This window comes from Stenotrophomonas sp. SMYL41 (assembly GCF_036319965.1).
Lineage (GTDB): Bacteria > Pseudomonadota > Gammaproteobacteria > Xanthomonadales > Xanthomonadaceae > Stenotrophomonas > Stenotrophomonas maltophilia_R.
Genome location: NZ_JAWIRX010000018.1, coordinates 1 through 17,361 on the forward strand (window position 1 = coordinate 1; position 17,361 = coordinate 17,361).

Consider the following 17,361-nt stretch of genomic DNA (forward strand, 5'->3'; position numbering starts at 1 on the left):
GATCCGCTTTTGATCTTCTTTTTCTTCTCCGTGGGTGGCAGGCCACCGAAATCTGTCAGAGGCCGGTCGGGGTGGGGGGGCGGGGGGGGGGGCCGCCCCGCGGGGGGGGGCCCCCCCCCCCCCGCCGCCCCCCCCGCCCCCCCCCCCCCCCCACGGCTTTTGCTTTCCACGACCAACCAGACACCACCCCCGAGGGGCTGCGCCGTTGGCTGGAAACTACCCGCGATGCCGGATCAGCAACTGACTCATCAGCGCCCGCAGCGCCGGCGGCTTCACCGGCTTGGCCATCATCCCCCAGCCACGCTCGGCGGCCATCTCACGCAATCCCGCATCGCGCTCGGCAGTGACCAGCACCACCGGCGGACGGGCCTGCCACAGTTCGGCCAATGTCTCGTACAGCACCGGCCCGTGGTGATCGCCCATGCGCACGTCCAGCAACACCAGCTCCGGCACGGTTGCTGTACTGGCCAACTGCAGAGCCGCCTGTGGGCCATCGGCCAGAGACACCTCGCAGCCCCAGCGCTCCAGCAGCGCGCGGCTGGCCGCGCACACGTGCGGGTCGTCGTCGATCACCCACACCCGGCGCCCGCGCAGTGGATTGTCCGCGGCCGGTTCCTGCGCCAGTACCGGCGCGGGTGCAGAGGCGGGAATCGCGCTGGCTTCACCGAACGGCACGCCTACGGCGAATACGCTGCCCTGGCCCAGCTGCGAGCGCAGCCGGATCGGATGCCCGAGCAGGCGGCCGATGCGGTCGACAATGGCCAAGCCAAGGCCGGCACCGCGCTGTTGGCCGTCGTGCAGACGGCGGAACTCCTCGAAGATCTCGCCCTGCAACGCGTCGGGAATGCCGGGACCCTGATCGTGCACTTCGATCCACAGCATGCCTTCGCGGCGACGGCAGCCGAGCAGCACGCGGCCGCGTTCGCTGTAGCGCAGTGCATTGGACAGGAAATTCTGCAGGATGCGCCGCAGCAGCGCTTCATCGCTGACCACCACGGCATTGGTATCAACCCAGTCGACCACCAGGCCGCGTGAGTGCGCGGCGATACCGAACTCGCGCGCCAGCGTCTGCAGCAGCGGGCCCAGCCGGAACGCCTGCACGCGGGTGGGGAGACTGCCCGATTCCAGCCGCGCAATGTCAAGCAGGCTGTTGAGGATCGCATCCTGCGCCGCCAGCGCGGCATCGATGTGATCGGCGGTCTGCTGCTGCGACGGGTCGCCCAGCTTGCCGCGCAGCACCGAGACGAACATGCGCGCCGCGTTGAGCGGCTGCAGCAGGTCGTGCACCGCCGAGGCGACGAAGCGGGTCTTGTAGCGGTTGGCCTGCTCGGCTTCGCGGCGTGCTTCGTCCAGGTCGCGGGTGCGTTCGGCAATGCGGTGTTCCAGCGCATCGGCCAGCGAGCGCAGTTCACGCGCCGCGTTCTTGTAGCTGGTGATGTCGGCGTAGCTGGTGACGAAGCCGCCATCGGGCAGGGGATTGCCACGGATCTCCAGCACCGTGCCGTCGTCCTTCTCGCTCTCGCGCATGTGCGGGCGGCCGCTGCGCAGGTGGTTCAGGCGGCGCTCGATGGCCTCGTCCACCGGGCCGGGACCGAGCAGGCCACGGCGTGCATTGAAGCGGAACAGGTCTTCGATCGGCCGGCCCACGCGCACCAGGTCCAGCGGGAAGCGGAACAGTTCCAGATAGCGCGAATTCCACGCGACCAGGCGCAGGTCCCGGTCGATCACCACCACGCCCTGCGGCAGGTGTTCGAGGCTGCGGCTGAGGCCGCTGTCGGCATCGGTGGCGGCCTGCAGCAGGCCATCCTGCGCGGTGCGCAGTTCCTGTGCATGCTGCTTGAGCAGGGTTTCCAGCTCGCGGCGGCTGCGCAGGCGATGCTTGGCCAAGCGCCGGCGCTGCTGCACGAACAGCACCAGGAAGCCCAGTGCCAGCCATGCGGCGCCACCGGTGACTGCCGCAGCGCGGCCGGCAGCGGTGGCGGCACTGGCGTCGTGCAGCAAGTGCAGGTTCCAGCCTTCGGCGGGCAGCGGCAGGCTCTGCCACAGCATCGGCTGCGGCAGCGCCGGGTCCAGCAGGCGCACCATGCGGCCGCCGTCGGCCAGCACGTCTTCGGTGCGTGCGCGCAGCGGCTGCAATGTACGGTCGGCGTACTGGCGGGCGTCCAGCATCTCGCGGCGCTCATCGGCGCCCAGCGGGCGCAGCAGCCGGTAGCGCCAGCTGTCACGGTTGGCCAGGAACACTACGTCGTGGTCGTCGCTGGCCAGCACCACGTCGGGGCTGCTCAACCATTCCTGTTCCAGTGCGGACAACTCGACCTTGATCACCACCACGCCCAGCCGCTTGCCGTCTTCTTCAATGGCCTGCGAAAGGTAATAGCCGGGCACGCCGGTGGTCATCCCGATGCCGTAGAAGCGGCCACGGCCCTGCGCCAGCGCCTGGCGGTAGTAGGGGCGATAGCTGTAGTTCTCGCCGACGTTGGTGGTCGGCTGGTCCCAGTTGCTGGCCGCCACCGCCACGCCGTCGTGGCCAACCAGGGTCAGGGTAGAGGCACGGGTGACTTCATTGGCGCGTTGCAGCTTGAGGTTCAGCCGCTGCCGTTCAACAGGCGAGGGCGGCACGCGCAGTGCATGCAGAAGATCCGGATCAAGCGCCAGCACCTGCGGCAGCGTACCGAAACGGTCGATACGCTGCTTCAGGCCCTGGCCGTACAGCTGCAGCTGGCGTTGCACCTGGCTGCTTTCCTCGCCGAGTGCGCGGCGCCAGGCGTAATGGCCTGCTGCAACCGCGCACAGCATGGTGCCACCGACCATCACCAGCAGGGTCAGCAACAGCATCCGATGGCGGCTGAGCCAATACATGGCGGCAGTCTACGCAGGGCCGGCGGGCGTGGCGTGCACGCCCGCCGGGGTCTGACGTGGAAGGGGTCAGAAGTGCATCTGCGCGCGCAGTTCGAAGATCTCCGGCGTGCTGTGCACGCCACGACGGCTGGCGTCGACCTTCACGTAGTTGGCCTGGAACTTGAAGTGGCTGGTCAGGTACCAGTTCGCACCCAGGGTGAGGTCATGCTGGCGGCCACCGAGGATGTCGCCGTCATCGAGATCCAGGCGGCTGTAGCGGGCTACCAGTTCGACTGCCCCGTAGTTGTGTGCGGGCTTGATGTTGGCCACCGCGCCGGCGTTGTACGGGCGCGATTCGCCGGTCAGCACCCAGCTGGCCATCGCGTACTGGCCGCTGCCGGTGTAGTCGGGCTTGCCGTCATGGCGGGTGACCGTAGCGCGCAGGGCTTCGGCCTGCAGCGAGAACGGGCCGCGGATCCAGATGCCTTCCAGGCCGGTGCGGCGGATCTGGTCGGCGGTGACCAGCGCACCGGAATCGACGTAGCGGATGTCGGTCAGGCCGGCTTCCGGGCGCGCGCGCAGGCGGGCGCTGGCCTCGTGGTGCACGTCGCGGCCATCGCTGTAGCCACGCGGATTCTCCTGCGAGTAGGCCAGGCCCAGGTGGATCACATCACCCGGTGCCTTCACCGGCGTCCACACCGCACGCACGGCCTGGGTGGTGCCGGGGTTGTCGCCCTGCAGGTCCTTGCCGCCATAGGCGCCGGCCTGCAGCAGGTACTGCGGGCGCTCCAGCACCCATTCCACGCCGGTACGGCGGCCGGCGTAGAAGGCCTGCACCGGCAGCGCGGTTTCCAGGAACGTGCCGGCGCGCGAGGACGTGTTCGCGTCCAGGCCGACCGGAGTCTTCATGTAGCCGAAGCGGAAGCGGCCGACGTCACGGCCGAAGAAGGCCTTGCTCTCCAAGCGCACGAACACGTCCAGCCAGGTGTCGGACTGGAAGTCGTAGTAGACCATCGCGTCATAGACGCCCTTCTTCTTCAGCGTCGCGCCGAACTCCTTGCGGCGCACGGCGTCGTCGTCCTCGAGGCCACTTCCCGAGGAGAAATCGTTGTAGTCGTAGGCGATGTTGGCGGTGGCCGCCAGCTCGGTGCCGTCGCCGAAAGCGTACTTGGTCGGCCAGTTGTCGAAATCGGCAGCCGAAGCGAAGGCGGGAAGCGCGGCCAGCGACAGGGCCAGCAAGGTGGGAATCGGGCGCATGTTGGGTGCGGCTCTCTCAGATTGCGTGTGGACAGGACAACAACGGCCGCAACGGCCGGAACTTTCGCAATGACGCGCCCGGCCGTTCAGCTCGGGCCACCGGCCTCCCCGTGATCGGGCGGTGCGGCGCCAGTGTAGGCATCGCGGCCACCTGAACCGGCGGGCTAGTACCAATAGGTTATCTGCGCCAGCGTGCCCAGCGCGTACAAAGGCGTCCATTGGTCGCACCCCCCCGCGCGTGCAGCACAGGGCCTGCGAGCAGTTTCCACGGTTACGGTTCCCGTGCAGTTCCGGGGCCGTACGTGCCTGAAAACGCCCCTTCCGGAGTCCGCCATGCACATCCCGACCGCAGCACCGGTGCCTGCAAAGCCGTTGCCGATCTATCGCCAGCTGTACTTCCAGGTGATCGTGGCGATCGTCCTGGGCGCCATCCTCGGCCACTACGAACCGCTGGTCGGCGAGAAGATGAAGCCGCTCGGCGATGCCTTCATCAACCTGGTGAAGATGATCATCGCGCCGGTGATCTTCCTGACCATCGTCACCGGCATCGCGGGAATGACCCACCTGCGCACCGTGGGCCGTGTGTTCATCAAGGCGATGGTGTATTTCCTGTTCTTCTCCACGCTGGCGCTGGTCGTCGGCATGATCGTGGCGCACGTGGTGCAGCCCGGCGCGGGCATGAACATCAATCCGCTCGACCTGGACCAGACCGACGTCAACAACTACGTCAAGAAGTCGCATGACCTGACCCTGGTCGGCTTCCTGATGGACATCATCCCGAAGACGCTGCTCAGCGCGTTCGTCGATGGCAACATCCTGCAGGTGTTGTTCGTGGCCGTGCTGTTCGGCATCGCGCTGGCATCGGTGGGCGAGAAGGGCAAGCCGATCGTGAACTTCCTGGAGGCGCTGGTCGCTCCGGTGTTCAAGCTGGTGCACATCCTGATGAAGGCCGCTCCGATCGGTGCCTTCGGTGCAATCGCCTTCACCATTGGCAAGTACGGCGTCGGTTCGCTGATCAACCTGGCCTGGCTGGTGGGCTCGTTCTACCTCACCGCCTTCCTGTTCGTGGCGGTGATTCTCGGCGTGGTCTGCCGCCTGTGCGGCTTCTCGGTGTTCAAGCTGGCGCGCTACCTGAAGGCCGAACTGCTGCTGGTGCTGGGCACGTCCTCGTCGGAGTCGGCGCTGCCGTCGCTGATGGAGAAGATGGAACGTGCCGGCTGCAGCAAGTCGGTGGTGGGCCTGGTGGTCCCGACCGGCTACTCGTTCAACCTGGACGGCACCAATATCTACATGACCCTGGCGGCACTGTTCATCGCCCAGGCCACCAACACCGAACTGACCCTGGGCCACCAGATCGCCCTGCTGCTGGTCGCCATGCTCAGCTCCAAGGGCGCGGCCGGTGTCACCGGTGCCGGCTTCATCACCCTGGCCGCCACACTGGCCGTGGTGCCGGAAGTGCCGGTGGCCGGCATGGCGCTGATCCTGGGCGTGGACCGCTTCATGAGCGAGTGCCGCTCGCTGACCAACTTCATCGGCAATGCCGTGGCCACCGTGGTGGTCTCGCGCTGGGAAGGCGCGCTGGACCGCAATCGCCTGAAGCTGGCGCTGGATGGCCGTGAAAGCGAACTGCCGCCGCCGGTCGATGCGCTGCCAGAGGCGCTGCCGGCCAAGGGCTGATCCAGGTGTGTGGTACCGCGGGGCCGGTCACGACAGTGGTACGGCCCCGCGCGTTTCAGGGCGTCCCATGGCTGTCATGGGCAGCGCCGAAGCTGGTGTCGCGGTACCGTCGCATACGGCACGGAATTGTGCGGTCGCAGCATGCTTGCGACAGGATAGCGACAGGTCCAGACGCTCCAACGGGGGTATCATCCCCTGTCCCTTCTGCCCATTCATGTAACCCACATCGATGTCCAACGAAGATTTCAAACAGGCCGCCCTCGATTACCACCGGATGTCCCCGCCGGGAAAGATCAAGGTTTCCGCTACCAAGCCCATGCTGACCCAGCGCGACCTGTCGCTGGCGTATTCGCCGGGCGTGGCGTACGCCTGTGAAGCGATCAAGGCCGACCCGCAGCAGGCCAGCGAGCTGACCGCCCGCGGCAACCTGGTGGCGGTGATCTCCAACGGCACCGCGGTGCTGGGCCTGGGTAACATCGGTGCGCTGGCCGGCAAGCCGGTGATGGAAGGCAAGGGCGTGCTGTTCCAGAAGTTCGCCGGCATCGACGTGTTCGACATCGAAGTCGATGAGACCGACCCGGACAAGCTGGTCGACATCATCGCCTCGCTGGAGCCGACCTTCGGCGGCATCAACCTGGAAGACATCAAGGCGCCGGAATGCTTCGTGGTCGAGCGCAAGCTGCGCGAGCGCATGAAGATCCCGGTGTTCCATGACGACCAGCACGGCACCGCGATCATCGTCGGCGCCGCCGTGCTCAACGCCATGGCCATCACCGGCAAGAAGATCGAGGAAGTGAAGCTGGCGACCACGGGCATGGGCGCGGCCGGCATTTCCTGCGTGAACATGCTGGTGCAGCTGGGCCTGAAGCCGGAGAACATCCTGGCCTTCGACCGCGAGGGCGTGATCCACACCGGTCGCACCGACCTGGACCCGGAAAAGCAGCGCTATGCGCGCGACACCGACAAGCGCACCCTGGCCGAGATCGTCGACGGCGCGGACATCTTCCTGGGCCTGTCGGCACCGGGCATCCTGACTGCCGAGATGGTCAAGACCATGGCGCCGGATCCGGTGATCTTCGCGCTGGCCAACCCGACCCCGGAAATCATGCCGGAACTGGCGCGCGCCGCCCGTCCGGACGCGATCATCGGCACCGGCCGTTCGGACTACCCGAACCAGGTCAACAACGTACTGTGCTTCCCGTACCTGTTCCGTGGCGCGCTGGACGTGGGCGCCACCGCGATCAACGAGGAAATGAAGATCGCCTGCGTGCGCGCCATCGCCGCACTGGCTCGCCGTGCTGCCACCGACATGGGCTCGGCCTACGGCGGCGACACCCCGAGCTTCGGCCGTGAATACCTGATCCCGCGCCCGTTCGACCGCCGCCTGCTGGTGGAGCTGTCGGCCGCCGTGGCCCAGGCCGCGATGGACTCGGGCGTGGCTTCGCGCCCGATCGACGACATGGGCGCCTACCGCGACAAGCTGGCCCAGTTCGTCTACCGCACCAGCCTGATGATGAAGCCGGTCTACGACCGCGCGCGCAGCGACAAGCAGCGCGTGGTGTACGCCGAAGGCGAAGAGGAAGTGGTGCTGCAGGCGGTGCAGAACGTGGTCGATGACGGCCTGGCGCACCCGATCTTGATCGGCCGCCCGGAAGTGATCGAATCGCGCATCGAGCGCCTCGGCCTGCGCCTGAAGATCGGCGAGAACGTTGAAGTCACCAACATCAACGACGATCCGCGCTTCAACGAGTACTGGCAGTACTACCATGGCCTGACCGGCCGTCGTGGCGTGACCGTGGCCGCGGCGAAGAACCTGATGCGTTCACGCCCGACCCTGATCGCCGCGGTGATGGTGGCGCGTGGCGAAGCCGATGCGATGCTGACCGGCATCGTCGGCCGCTTCCACAAGAAGCTGGGCTACGTGCGCAGCGTGCTGCCGCTGGAGCCGAAGGTCACCTCGACCTCGGCGATGACCGGCGTGATCAACCAGCAGGGCGTGTTCTTCTTCGTCGATACCCACGTGCAGGAAGACCCGACCGCCGAGCAGCTGTGCGAAGCGACCCTGCAGGCGGCCTACCGCATGAAGCTGTTCGGCATCGAGCCGAAGGTCGCGCTGCTGTCGCACTCCAACTTCGGCAGCCATGATTCGAAGGACGCGCTGAAGATGCGCCAGGTGCGCGAGCTGCTGCTCAAGCGCAATCCGCGTCTGAACGTGGATGGCGAAATGCAGGGTGACACCGCGTGGGATGAAGCGCTGCGCCAGAAGCTGCTGCCGGGCTCGACCCTGCAGGGCCGCGCCAACCTGTTCGTGCTGCCGAACCTGGAGGCGGCCAACATCGCCTACAACCTGGTGCGTGTGTTCACCGACGGCGTGGCGATCGGCCCGATCCTGATGGGCGTGAACAAGCCGGTGCATATCCTGACCACCAGCGCGACCTCGCGCCGGATCCTGAACATGACCGCGATCGCGGCGGTCGATGCGCAGATCCGCAAGCAGCTGGAAGCGGAAAAGAAGGCATAAGCCTTCTTTCCACTTCCGCTGCCCACGCATTCTGCCTTTACCCCCGCCTTCGGCGCGCCCCTTCAACAAGAAGGGGCTCTTGGCCGGAACAAAGATGGCGCGGTTGGACGTCGGCGCAAATGAGAACACCGGGCACTGCCCGGTGTTTTCATTTGCCGCAACGGCCGCCGAACCTGCCACACGCGCTACGCAACCCGGTCATTTCCCTGCAATGCCGTTGCGGCCCAATACGCCCACGCGGCCTGGCCGTGGGAAGGGTCCGGACCGGCCTTCCCACCCTGGGCCCGACCACCTCCCCATCGGCGAAAGTGTCATGCGCAATCGAGTGACCCGGCGGTATTTCCAGCAGCTGTTCGCGCTCTACGCAGGTTTCGTGCAGTCGCGCTGAGGCAGCGATGCGGTAGCGCCGGGGATGCCCGGCGGACGTGTGTGCGAGGGTATCAGCGCCGCTTGCCGCGGCGTGCAGGGGCCGGCGGCGGTGCGTCGGAACGCGGCTTGGCGTACTGCGCCCACAACGCCGGCAGTGCCTTGCCGGTGTGCTTCTGCCATAGCGCCGGTGCATAGCGGCCGTCGCGCAGGGCTTTGTTCAGCGCCAGCACCAGGCCCGGATGCTCGGCCTCGGCCCATTTCAGGAACGCGCCGGTGACCCGGTAGCCGCTGTCGAAGTTCTGGCCCTTCTCGACCTTGCCGGGCAGCGCCCAGCCGGCCGCGGCATTGTCCATGCCGTAGCGGTCGCGTGCGTAGTCGGCGATGCCTTCCACCAGCCAGCCCGGCACCCGCGCGTCGCCGTAGCCCGGATAGCCCTGCACGATGTGCATGGCCTCATGGGTGACCAGGTCGATGTCGTTCGGATGCTGTGCCAGCCAACCCGGATTGATCGTGATCGTCGCCGCCTGGTCCTTGTCGCCGACGAACGCGATGCCGGTATAGGCCGGATCGATCACGATGCGCACCATCGACGGCGCAGCCGGGTGGAAGTCCGCGCGTTCGCGCAGGTAGGCGAAGTAGAACGTATCGATCACCCGCTTGCGCTGCGGCGCGGCCAGGGCGCCACGGGCGTCCTGGTAGTTCAGCGTCACGCCGTCGCGGGTCAGCTGCGCATCAAAGGCCTGGGTCTGGCCAAAGCTGGAAAAGGAAAGGGCAACAAGGGCCAGAGGCAACAGACGGTAGCGCATAGGGTTCATTGTACGGCGCTGGGCGCCAACAGTTCGATCTCCGCCAGCGGCAGCCGGCCCGGCGCCGCCAGGCGCAGGCGGTACTCGCTGTAGCGACCGGGTTTGGCGATGCGGAACGGGCGGGTCTGGCGGGCCGACTCGAAGGCTTCGCCGCTGCGCTGGTCGAGCACGGTCCAGCGGCCGTTGCCGTTGCGTGCTTCCAGTGCCCATTCGCCGCCCTGGATGCGGCCGTCGCCGCTGGTGAGCGTGTACATCATCGGCGCGCCTTCGGCCAGGCCGGTCAGGGCGATGGTTGCGCCGCCGCCCAGGCCCACGGTGGTGGCCGCATCGTCGTCGACCAGCGCCGGCAGGGCACGGCCATCGGCCAGCGCCGCCTTCGCGCCGCTGCCGAGCAGGTCGTGCAGCAGCTGCGGGCGCTGGCCACGGGCGGTCAACGAGCGCGGCACGTCCTCCACGCCGCTGCCCCAGCGCGAGGGCTGCGGTCCCATCACGAAGTCCAGCGTCGCACCCTTGGCAATCAGGTCGTGCGGCACCCAGGTCTTCGTCCAGGGCGTGCCGTTGATCTTCAGCGACTGCACGTAGACGTTCTCGCGTGAGTTGTTGGCCGCGTTCACGGTCAGCACCGCGCCGCCCTGCAGTTCCACCCGCGCGTGACGGAAGGCCGGCGAACCGATCACGTACTCCGGCGCGCCCATGCGCAGCGGGTACAGGCCCAGCGAGGCCAGCACGTACCATGCCGAGGTCTCGCCGTTGTCCTCGTCGCCTGGATAGCCCTGGCCGATCTCGCTGCCGACGTACAGCCGGGACAGGATCTCGCGCACGTGCTGCTGGGTCTTCCACGGCTGCCCGGTGTACAGGTACATCCACGGGATGTGGTGCGCCGGCTGGTTGCTGTGCGCGTACATGCCCATGCGCACGTCGCGCGCTTCGGTCATCTCGTGGATGGTGCCGCCGTAGGAGCCGGCCAGTGCCGGGTCCGCGGTTTCCGGCGTGGCGAAGAAGGCATCCAGCTTCGCCGCCAGCTTGTCGCGGCCACCGTACAGCGCGGCCAGGCCTTCGCCATCGTGGGCGGCGGTGAAAGCGAAGGTCCAGCCATTGGATTCGGTGTAATCGTGGCCCCACACGCGGGGGTCGTAGTCCTTGGCATCCACGCGCCAGCGGCCATCGTCCGTGCGGCCCTGGAAGAAGCCGGCGGCCGGATCGAACATCGTCGCGTAGCTGGCGGCGCGGTAGCGGAAGTAGTCCGCTTCGGTGCTGTAGCGCTCGCGTGCGGCAGGCGTGGTCGCGCGCCTGGCCAACGCCTCGGCCATATTGGCGATGCCGAAGTCATTGAGTGCGCCTTCCATCGTCCACGACATGCCTTCGTGCACGTCCGCGCTGGCGTAGCCACGGAAGGTCGAACGGTCCATGCCCTTGCGGCCGACATGGCGGTCGGGCGGGACCACGGTCGCGTTCTTCAGCGCGGCGGCATAGGCCTCGGCCGGATCGAAGCCGCCGATGCCCTTCAGCCATGCATCGGCGAAGGCCACGTCCGAGCTGGTGCCGACCATCAGGTCGGCGTAGCCCGGCGACGACCAGCGCGCGATCCAGCCACCGGCACGGTACTGCTCGATGAAGCCCTGCACCATCTGCCCGGCATCGTGGGGGGTGAACAGTGCATAGGCCGGCCAGGTGGTGCGGAAGGTGTCCCAGAAGCCGTTGTTGACGAACACCCTGCCGTCGCGCACGCCGGTGAAGCTGCGCTTCGCGCTGCCGTCGGTGTTGTCATCGCTGGCGCTGGCCTGGTTGGCGTAGCGCCAGTCCGGTGCGGCCGCGCTGCCCGCGTTCTCGTAGCCGGAATTGGGGTACAGGTACAGCCGGTACAGGCTGGAGTACAGCGTGGTCTTCTGGTCGTCGCTGGCATCGCCGATATCGAAGCGGGCCAGGCGTGCGTCCCATGCATCCTGCGCGCGGCCGGCCACGCTCTCCAGCGTATCGGTGGCGGCGATCTCCAGTGCCAGGTTGTGCCGCGCCTGCTCCACCGAGATCAGCGAGGTGGCGATGCGCATCGTCACCTGCCGGTCGCTGCCGGCATCGAACTTGATGTAGCCGGTCGGGCGGCCGGTGTCGAGGTGGCCGCTGCTGCGCCAGGGCTTGTCGAAGCTGGCCACCACGTACATGCGGCTGGCGCCGTTGGACAGGCCGCTGCGGGTATCGGTGTAGCCGGACAGCGTCTGCGTGGCGGCGTCCAGGGTCAGGCCACCACGCGCGTCGACGTTGTCGAACAGCAGGTTGGCGTCGCCGCCTTCGGGGAAATCGAAGCGGAACACCGCGGCATGGTCGGTCGGCGCGATCGCGGCGGCGATGCCATTGTCGAAGCGCACGTCGTAGCGGTAGGGACGTGCGCTTTCATGGTTGCGGTCGAACGACAGCGCGCGCCTGCGGCGGTCGGCATCGGGCACGCCACGGCTGGCCGAGGGCATCACCTGGAAGGTCTGGCGGTCGCCCATCCACGGGCTGGGCTGATGGCTCAGCGCCAGTGCCTGCAGCTGTGGACGGTTCTGCGCATCGTTCTGCTCGTTCCAGCGGTACAGCCAGTTCAGTGCGCCGGCATCGGTGACCGGGGTCCAGAAGTTGAACCCGTGCGGCACCGCCGTGGCCGGGAAATTGTTGCCGCGCGAGAAGGTGCCGTTGGCCTGGGTGCCGCGGGTGGTCAGCACCCAGTCGGAGACGCGCTGTGGCTGCTGCCTCGGCACTGCATCCAGGCGCACGTCATCAATCCAGCCAGAGACCGGCGCGCCCTCGGCACTGGCCACCTCCAGCTCGATCGCCACCACGCGGCGCCCCTTCAGCGTGGATACGTCGCCCAGCCGCACCGCCTTGCGGGCCCACTGTTGTGGGTACAGCGTCTTCGACTCGCCCTGCGCGCGTGCGCCGATCGCCACGCCGTGCTGGTCGCGTGCCTCACCGGCCGAAACGCGGCTGCCATCGTCCAGCAGCAGGTCCAGCGAGACAAAGGTCGAAGCGACGGTGTCCTTGCCGACGATCTCCGGCAGTACCAGCCACGACAGCGTGGTATCGGCCTCGATGGGCAGGTCGGCCTTGAACAGTTCGCGCCGCGCGCTGCCGCCCGCGCTGCTGTAGCGCAGTGCATGCAGGCCGCTGTAGCCGGCGTTGCGCTTGGCGGTGTAGGGCGCGGTCGGTCCATTGCCGATCGTGACCTGAAGTGCACCCGCCGCCTGTGACGGGGCAGGTTCGCCCGGTTCGAACGAGGTCTGCAGCCCCTGTGCCAGCACCGGCATCGCAGTGGTCGCACAGGCCAGGGCCAGGGCGAGTGGAAGCAGGGCGCGGCGCGGATCGGACAGGGTCATGCAAGGGTCTCCCGGAAGGGCTGGCGGCGGGCAGAACCCGCATCGGCGGACACCACGGACGGCATCGCTCCGCCCGCCAGGCTGGCAGTGGGAGAGGCGATGCCGGTCCGGTGGGGGCGGGCCATGCGATCGGGTTGGATTGGAGGGGTCGAGGTGCGACCCGGCCCGATCCTGCAACAGCCGCCGCGCGCTGGCAAGTGCCATTTAGTTCGATCCAAATGCGGGAAATATCGCTGGAGGCGATTCCGGTGAGCGAACCTGCCGGAACGACCACAGAATCCTGCCTGGCGCTGCCGCCCGGCGTGCGGCGGGGAGATGCGAGGCATCGACGGGCGGGCGCAACGACCCGTTGCGGCGCAATGTCGGTGCGGCCCAGATGCTAGAATCACAGGCCTCGCAACCCGTTCACCGACATCCGCCATGAGCCATACCGCCACTGCGCCCGCCAACGCCGAGAAGCGCTACACCGTGCACCGCAGCGATCTGCCGCTGAGCTGCCCGACCCCGGAAATGGCGCTGTGGAACTCGCATCCGCGCGTGTACCTGCCGATCGAAGACGAACCCAACGGCGAAGCGCAGTGCCCGTACTGCGGCTCCGTGTTCGTGCTGGCCGACTAAACGGCGGCCCCTTCGATGCGCCGATTGACCGTGGTGCAGTTGCTGCCGGCGCTGCACTCCGGTGGTGTCGAGCGCTCGACCCTGGAAATCGCTGCGGCCCTGGTTGCCGCCGGCCATCGCGCGCTGGTGGTGTCTGCCGGTGGCCGCCTGGTGCAGCCGCTGCTGGACAGCGGTGCCGAGCACCTCACCCTGGACATCGGCCGCAAGTCGCTGCTGACCCTGCGCCATCTGCCTACCCTGCGCCGGCTGTTTGCCGAGGTTGGCGCGGACATCGTGCATGCCCGTTCGCGGCTGCCGGCCTGGCTGGGCCTGTACGCCATCCGTGCCATGCCTGCCGCGCAGCGCCCGCATTGGGTAACCACCGTGCACGGGTTGAATTCGCCCAGCCGGTACAGTGCGGTGATGACCAGTGGCGAACGCGTGATCTGCGTGTCCAATACCGTGCGCGCGTACGTGCAGCGCCACTACCCGACGGTGCCGGAAGAAAAACTGCAGGTCATTCCCCGCGGTGTCGATGTCGGCCAGTTCCCGCGCGTGGCCCGTGCCGACCGTCGCCCGCGGCTGGCATTGGCGGCCGATTACCCCTGGCTGGCCCAGGTGGAAGGCCCGCTGCTGCTGCTGCCGGGGCGCGGCACCCGGCTGAAGGGCCACGCCCACGCGCTGCAGTTGCTGGCCGACGTGCGTGCCGCTGGCGTGCCTGCCCAGTTGTGGATGCTGGGCACCGACGAACCCGGGCGCGAGGCCTATGTGGCTGACCTGCGCAGCCAGGCTGCGGCATTGGGCGTGGCCGAGGCCGTACAGATCAGTACGCCGACGGCACGCATCGCCCAGGCCTACGCCGCCAGCGATCTTGTGCTGCAGTTGTCGGACAAGCCGGAAGCCTTTGGCCGCACCGTGGTCGAGGCGCTGTCGGTCGGCCGGCCGGTGCTGGGCTGGGACCACGGTGGCGTGGGCGAACTGCTGCAGCAGCTGCAGCCCAGCGGCGCGGTGCCGCCCGGTGATGCACGCGCGCTGGGTGAACGTGCGCTGGCCCTGTTGGCGCAGCCACCGTCGTTGCCGACCCGCATCCCGTTTACCCTGCAGGCCATGCAGCGCGATACCCTCCGCCTCTATGCCGATCTCGCCGGCTGACCCCGCTGTCATTGTGCGCGACGACCGCGCCGGGCGCTGGGCGCCCTGGTGGGTGCTGGCGTACGTGGCGATGTGGCCGTTGCCGGGCATCGCGGAGACCGTGTTGGGCCTCGGCGCGATCTATGCTGCCGCGCGCATGGTCATGCGCCGGCTGCAGCGCCGCCCGCACCTGTTGAGCACCGCCGCCTGGGCGCTGACCTCGATCCTGTTCCTCGGTTACTGGCTGCCGCAGGCGTTCTCGGCCATCGATGCCATCGACCCGTCGGCCTCATGGACCAAGGCCGCTGCCGGGCTGCGCTACCTGCCCTTCATGTGGCTGGTGGCGATCGCGGTGGCCACGCCGGAACGGCGGCGGCTGACCTTCGGTGGCCTGGCACTGATCACCGGCGCGTGGACGCTGGACGCACTGGTGCAGGCGCTGGCCGGCACCAGCCCGTGGTTCTGGTCGTTGGAGCACCTGAAGCTGGCCGTGAGTGGCCACGCGCTGTGCCCGGCCGGCGAAGCTGTGCTGGCCGACCGCCTCAGTGGCGTGCTTGGGCCGTGCAATCTGAAATTCGGCCAGGTGCTGGCCAGCCTGTCACCGTTCCTGTTGCTGCCGATGGCGCGGCGTTTCGGCAGTGCCGGGTGGCTGCTGGCCGCTGCCGCGCTGGGATGCGTGTTGCTGCTGGCCGGTTCGCGCGCCTCGTGGATCACCTTTGCGCTGGTGCTGGCCTACAGCGGCATGCGCCAGCTCGGCTGGAAGCGGCTGCTCCTGCTTGCCCTGGTGGCGGCGATGGGCACGGCCGCACTGGCAGCGGGCGTGCCGCAGCTGCGCGAGCGTGTTGCGCGCACGGCCCAGGCATGGAACGAAGACGGGCAGGGCGTTGACGAGGCACTGTCGGGGCGCGCGCGCATCTGGACGGCGGCGGTGTGCATGATCGAAGAACATCCGGTCAACGGCGTCGGTGCGCGTGGCTTCCGCGATGCGTATCCGGCGTGCGTGGCCGATGAAGGCCCCGCAGTGTGGGGCAATCAACCGGCGTTGCACGCCCACCAGATCGTGCTGGAAATCCTTGCAGAAACCGGCGTGCTGGGCTTGCTGCTGTGGTTGGCGGCGGTGGCGCAGGCCTGGCGTGCCTGGCGCTATGCACCGCCGGCCGCGCGTGATCGCGCCCGCCCGGCGATGCTGGCGCTGGCGGTGACCGTGTTTCCGCTCAATACGCACCTGGCGTTCTATTCCGCGTTCTGGGGTGGCCTGACCGTGCTGCTGGCGGCCCTGTTCGCCGGCAGCCTGCTGGCCCGCGACGCAGATGATTCCCCGCCGGTGAAGTGACCGCGCATCTGCGCCTGGCAGGGATCAACCATGGAGCCGATCAACAGATCCACGCCATGCGTGGATGGGGCTTTCCCGACCCGAACACGGCGACATCTCCAATATCGGTGTCCCCCACCGGTTGCGCACGCTGGAGGCATGGCCAGCCCCAGACTTCGCTACGGTCGGTATTCCCGATCCGGCAACGTGTACTCATTGACCACAGCAACCCTGGACCGCGAACCGTTTTTCGCCGATGCGGCCAACGTGGCGATCCTGGTTGACTGTCTGCGCTTTGTCGAGCGCCGCGGTATCAGCCACAGCCTCGCCTGGGTGGTCATGCCCGACCATCTGCACTGGCTGATGGAGCTGCGCAGCGAAACCTCGGCCGAGTGCATGGCCCTGCTGAAGTCGCGCAGCAGTCGGCTGCTGAACCGGCCAATCCGGTCCGTGCGGGCCTGGCCAGCGCGTTGGGTGAGTACCCGTACGCACGCATGGTGCCGTTGGCCGTTGTAGTTGCCGGCACCCGGATGCAGAGCATCCACGCATGGCGTGGATCTACTTGTAGAAATCGCTCCGGCCGCCCGGCTGGCGCTTGAAACGGCGGTGGATCCACAGGTACTGGTCAGGGGCCTCGCGCACCATTGCCTCGATGGCCTGGTTGACCCGCGTGGTATCGGCTTCCACGTCCTCGCTGGGAAAATTCTCCAGCGGGGCGCCGATCTTCAGCACGTACTTCCCGCCTTCGCGGCGGTGGAAATAGGGGATCACCGCGCAACCAGTCATCCGTGCCAGCTGGTGGGTGGCGGTGATGGTCGAAGCGGTGTGGCCGAAGAACGGCACGAACACGGTGTCCTTGCCACGCATGTCCTGGTCCGGCGCGTACCAGAGGAAGCCGCCCTTCTTCAGATGGCGCACGGTCGCGCGGATGTCCTCGTTGGCGAACATCGCCTTGGCATAGCGCAGGCGGCCGAACTTCACCGCCCACTCGTACACCGGGTTCTTGTGCTTGCGGTACATGCCGGACAGGTCGACATAGTCGCACAGCAGCCGCCCGCACATTTCCAGGGTCATGAAGTGGCCGGAGACCAGCAGCACGCCGCGGCCTTCGGCCTGCATCTGCCGCAGGTGTTCCAGGCCTTCGATCCGCACGTGCGGGCGGATGCGGTCGATGCTGCCCCACCAGGCACGGATGCACTCGAACACGCCCACGCCCAGCGCGTCGAAACTATCGCGCACCAGGCGCTGGCGCCAGGCTTCGTCCTTCTCGGGGAAGCACAGCTGCAGGTTGACCTCGGCGGCGCGGCGGCGGCTGCCAAGCAGGCGCCAGGTAATCCAGCCGACGCCCCGGCCCAGCGCGCGCTGCAGCATCCACGGCAGGCGGGCGATGGCGAAGGCGCCGAACATGGCGGCAAACATCGGCCAGTTGCGCGGATCGCGCAGCGACGGGCGGACGGCGGTGGTGGCATCGGACATTGGCCCATTCTACCAAGGCGGCCGCGT

Annotated in this window: 11 protein-coding genes; 6 read left to right on the forward strand and 5 right to left on the reverse strand. The window is 67.9% G+C overall.

From position 1 onward, the window contains the following. Positions 1–216: 216 nt before the first annotated feature. Complete coding sequence (locus V3B30_RS18115) at positions 217–2,859, reverse strand: PAS-domain containing protein (protein ID WP_262083703.1); 2,643 nt, start codon at positions 2,857–2,859, stop codon at positions 217–219. A 66-nt stretch (positions 2,860–2,925) separates the two neighbouring features. Further along, on the reverse strand, positions 2,926–4,095 hold the full coding sequence (locus tag V3B30_RS18120) for a porin (RefSeq protein WP_100473869.1): 1,170 nt from the start codon (positions 4,093–4,095) through the stop codon (positions 2,926–2,928). Between the two features lie 333 nt (positions 4,096–4,428). Between V3B30_RS18120 and V3B30_RS18125 the strand changes: the two genes are divergently transcribed. Together V3B30_RS18125 and V3B30_RS18130 are read left to right on the forward strand one after the other, a co-directional pair. Further along, on the forward strand, positions 4,429–5,772 hold the full coding sequence (locus tag V3B30_RS18125; protein ID WP_100473868.1) for a dicarboxylate/amino acid:cation symporter: 1,344 nt from the start codon (positions 4,429–4,431) through the stop codon (positions 5,770–5,772). Positions 5,773–6,001: 229 nt separating this feature from the next. After that, a complete protein-coding gene (locus V3B30_RS18130; protein ID WP_262083704.1) occupies positions 6,002–8,293 on the forward strand; it encodes an NADP-dependent malic enzyme in 2,292 nt (763 codons plus the stop codon). Positions 8,294–8,733: 440 nt separating this feature from the next. Here V3B30_RS18130 and V3B30_RS18135 read toward each other — a convergent pair whose 3' ends face one another. Next, the gene (locus V3B30_RS18135; RefSeq protein ID WP_262083705.1) at positions 8,734–9,477 is read right to left on the reverse strand and encodes a basic secretory family protein; all 744 of its coding nucleotides are present in this window, start codon (positions 9,475–9,477) and stop codon (positions 8,734–8,736) included. Beyond that, positions 9,474–12,818 (reverse strand): GH92 family glycosyl hydrolase, encoded by a 3,345-nt coding sequence (locus V3B30_RS18140; protein ID WP_262083706.1) that lies wholly within the window; start codon positions 12,816–12,818, stop codon positions 9,474–9,476. Before V3B30_RS18140 ends, V3B30_RS18135 begins: the two co-directional genes overlap by 4 nt. Before the next feature lie 420 nt (positions 12,819–13,238). On the opposite strand from V3B30_RS18140, the gene V3B30_RS18145 reads away from it, so the two are divergent. The 4 genes from V3B30_RS18145 (at position 13,239) to V3B30_RS18160 (ending at position 16,374) form a co-directional block, all read left to right on the forward strand. Next, positions 13,239–13,436 (forward strand): zinc-finger domain-containing protein, encoded by a 198-nt coding sequence (locus V3B30_RS18145; RefSeq protein WP_005410967.1) that lies wholly within the window; start codon positions 13,239–13,241, stop codon positions 13,434–13,436. Positions 13,437–13,451: 15 nt separating this feature from the next. Beyond that, a complete protein-coding gene (locus V3B30_RS18150) occupies positions 13,452–14,567 on the forward strand; it encodes a glycosyltransferase (protein ID WP_100473865.1) in 1,116 nt (371 codons plus the stop codon). Then, positions 14,548–15,879 (forward strand): O-antigen ligase family protein, encoded by a 1,332-nt coding sequence (locus V3B30_RS18155; protein ID WP_262083707.1) that lies wholly within the window; start codon positions 14,548–14,550, stop codon positions 15,877–15,879. The genes V3B30_RS18150 and V3B30_RS18155 overlap by 20 nt, the downstream gene beginning before the upstream one ends. A 195-nt stretch (positions 15,880–16,074) precedes the next feature. Then, a complete protein-coding gene (locus V3B30_RS18160) occupies positions 16,075–16,374 on the forward strand; it encodes a transposase (protein WP_315973631.1) in 300 nt (99 codons plus the stop codon). 42 nt (positions 16,375–16,416) lie between these two features. On the opposite strand, the gene V3B30_RS18165 is transcribed toward V3B30_RS18160, so the two are convergent. Continuing rightward, positions 16,417–17,334, reverse strand: a complete 918-nt coding sequence (locus V3B30_RS18165; RefSeq protein WP_100473863.1) for an LpxL/LpxP family Kdo(2)-lipid IV(A) lauroyl/palmitoleoyl acyltransferase — start codon at positions 17,332–17,334, stop codon at positions 16,417–16,419. Between the last annotated feature and the right edge of the window lie 27 nt (positions 17,335–17,361).

Excerpts from the sequence above, each read along its gene's own strand:
- V3B30_RS18135 (WP_262083705.1), bottom strand. The coding sequence starts at position 9,477 with ATGAACCCTATGCGCTACCGTCTGTTGCCTCTGGCCCTTGTTGCCCTT.
- V3B30_RS18120 (WP_100473869.1), bottom strand. The coding sequence starts at position 4,095 with ATGCGCCCGATTCCCACCTTGCTGGCCCTGTCGCTGGCCGCGCTTCCC.
- V3B30_RS18155 (WP_262083707.1), top strand. The coding sequence starts at position 14,548 with ATGCCGATCTCGCCGGCTGACCCCGCTGTCATTGTGCGCGACGACCGC.
- V3B30_RS18140 (WP_262083706.1), bottom strand. The coding sequence starts at position 12,818 with ATGACCCTGTCCGATCCGCGCCGCGCCCTGCTTCCACTCGCCCTGGCC.
- V3B30_RS18145 (WP_005410967.1), top strand. The coding sequence starts at position 13,239 with ATGAGCCATACCGCCACTGCGCCCGCCAACGCCGAGAAGCGCTACACC.
- V3B30_RS18125 (WP_100473868.1), top strand. The coding sequence starts at position 4,429 with ATGCACATCCCGACCGCAGCACCGGTGCCTGCAAAGCCGTTGCCGATC.
- V3B30_RS18130 (WP_262083704.1), top strand. The coding sequence starts at position 6,002 with ATGTCCAACGAAGATTTCAAACAGGCCGCCCTCGATTACCACCGGATG.
- V3B30_RS18165 (WP_100473863.1), bottom strand. The coding sequence starts at position 17,334 with ATGTCCGATGCCACCACCGCCGTCCGCCCGTCGCTGCGCGATCCGCGC.
- V3B30_RS18115 (WP_262083703.1), bottom strand. The coding sequence starts at position 2,859 with ATGTATTGGCTCAGCCGCCATCGGATGCTGTTGCTGACCCTGCTGGTG.
- V3B30_RS18150 (WP_100473865.1), top strand. The coding sequence starts at position 13,452 with ATGCGCCGATTGACCGTGGTGCAGTTGCTGCCGGCGCTGCACTCCGGT.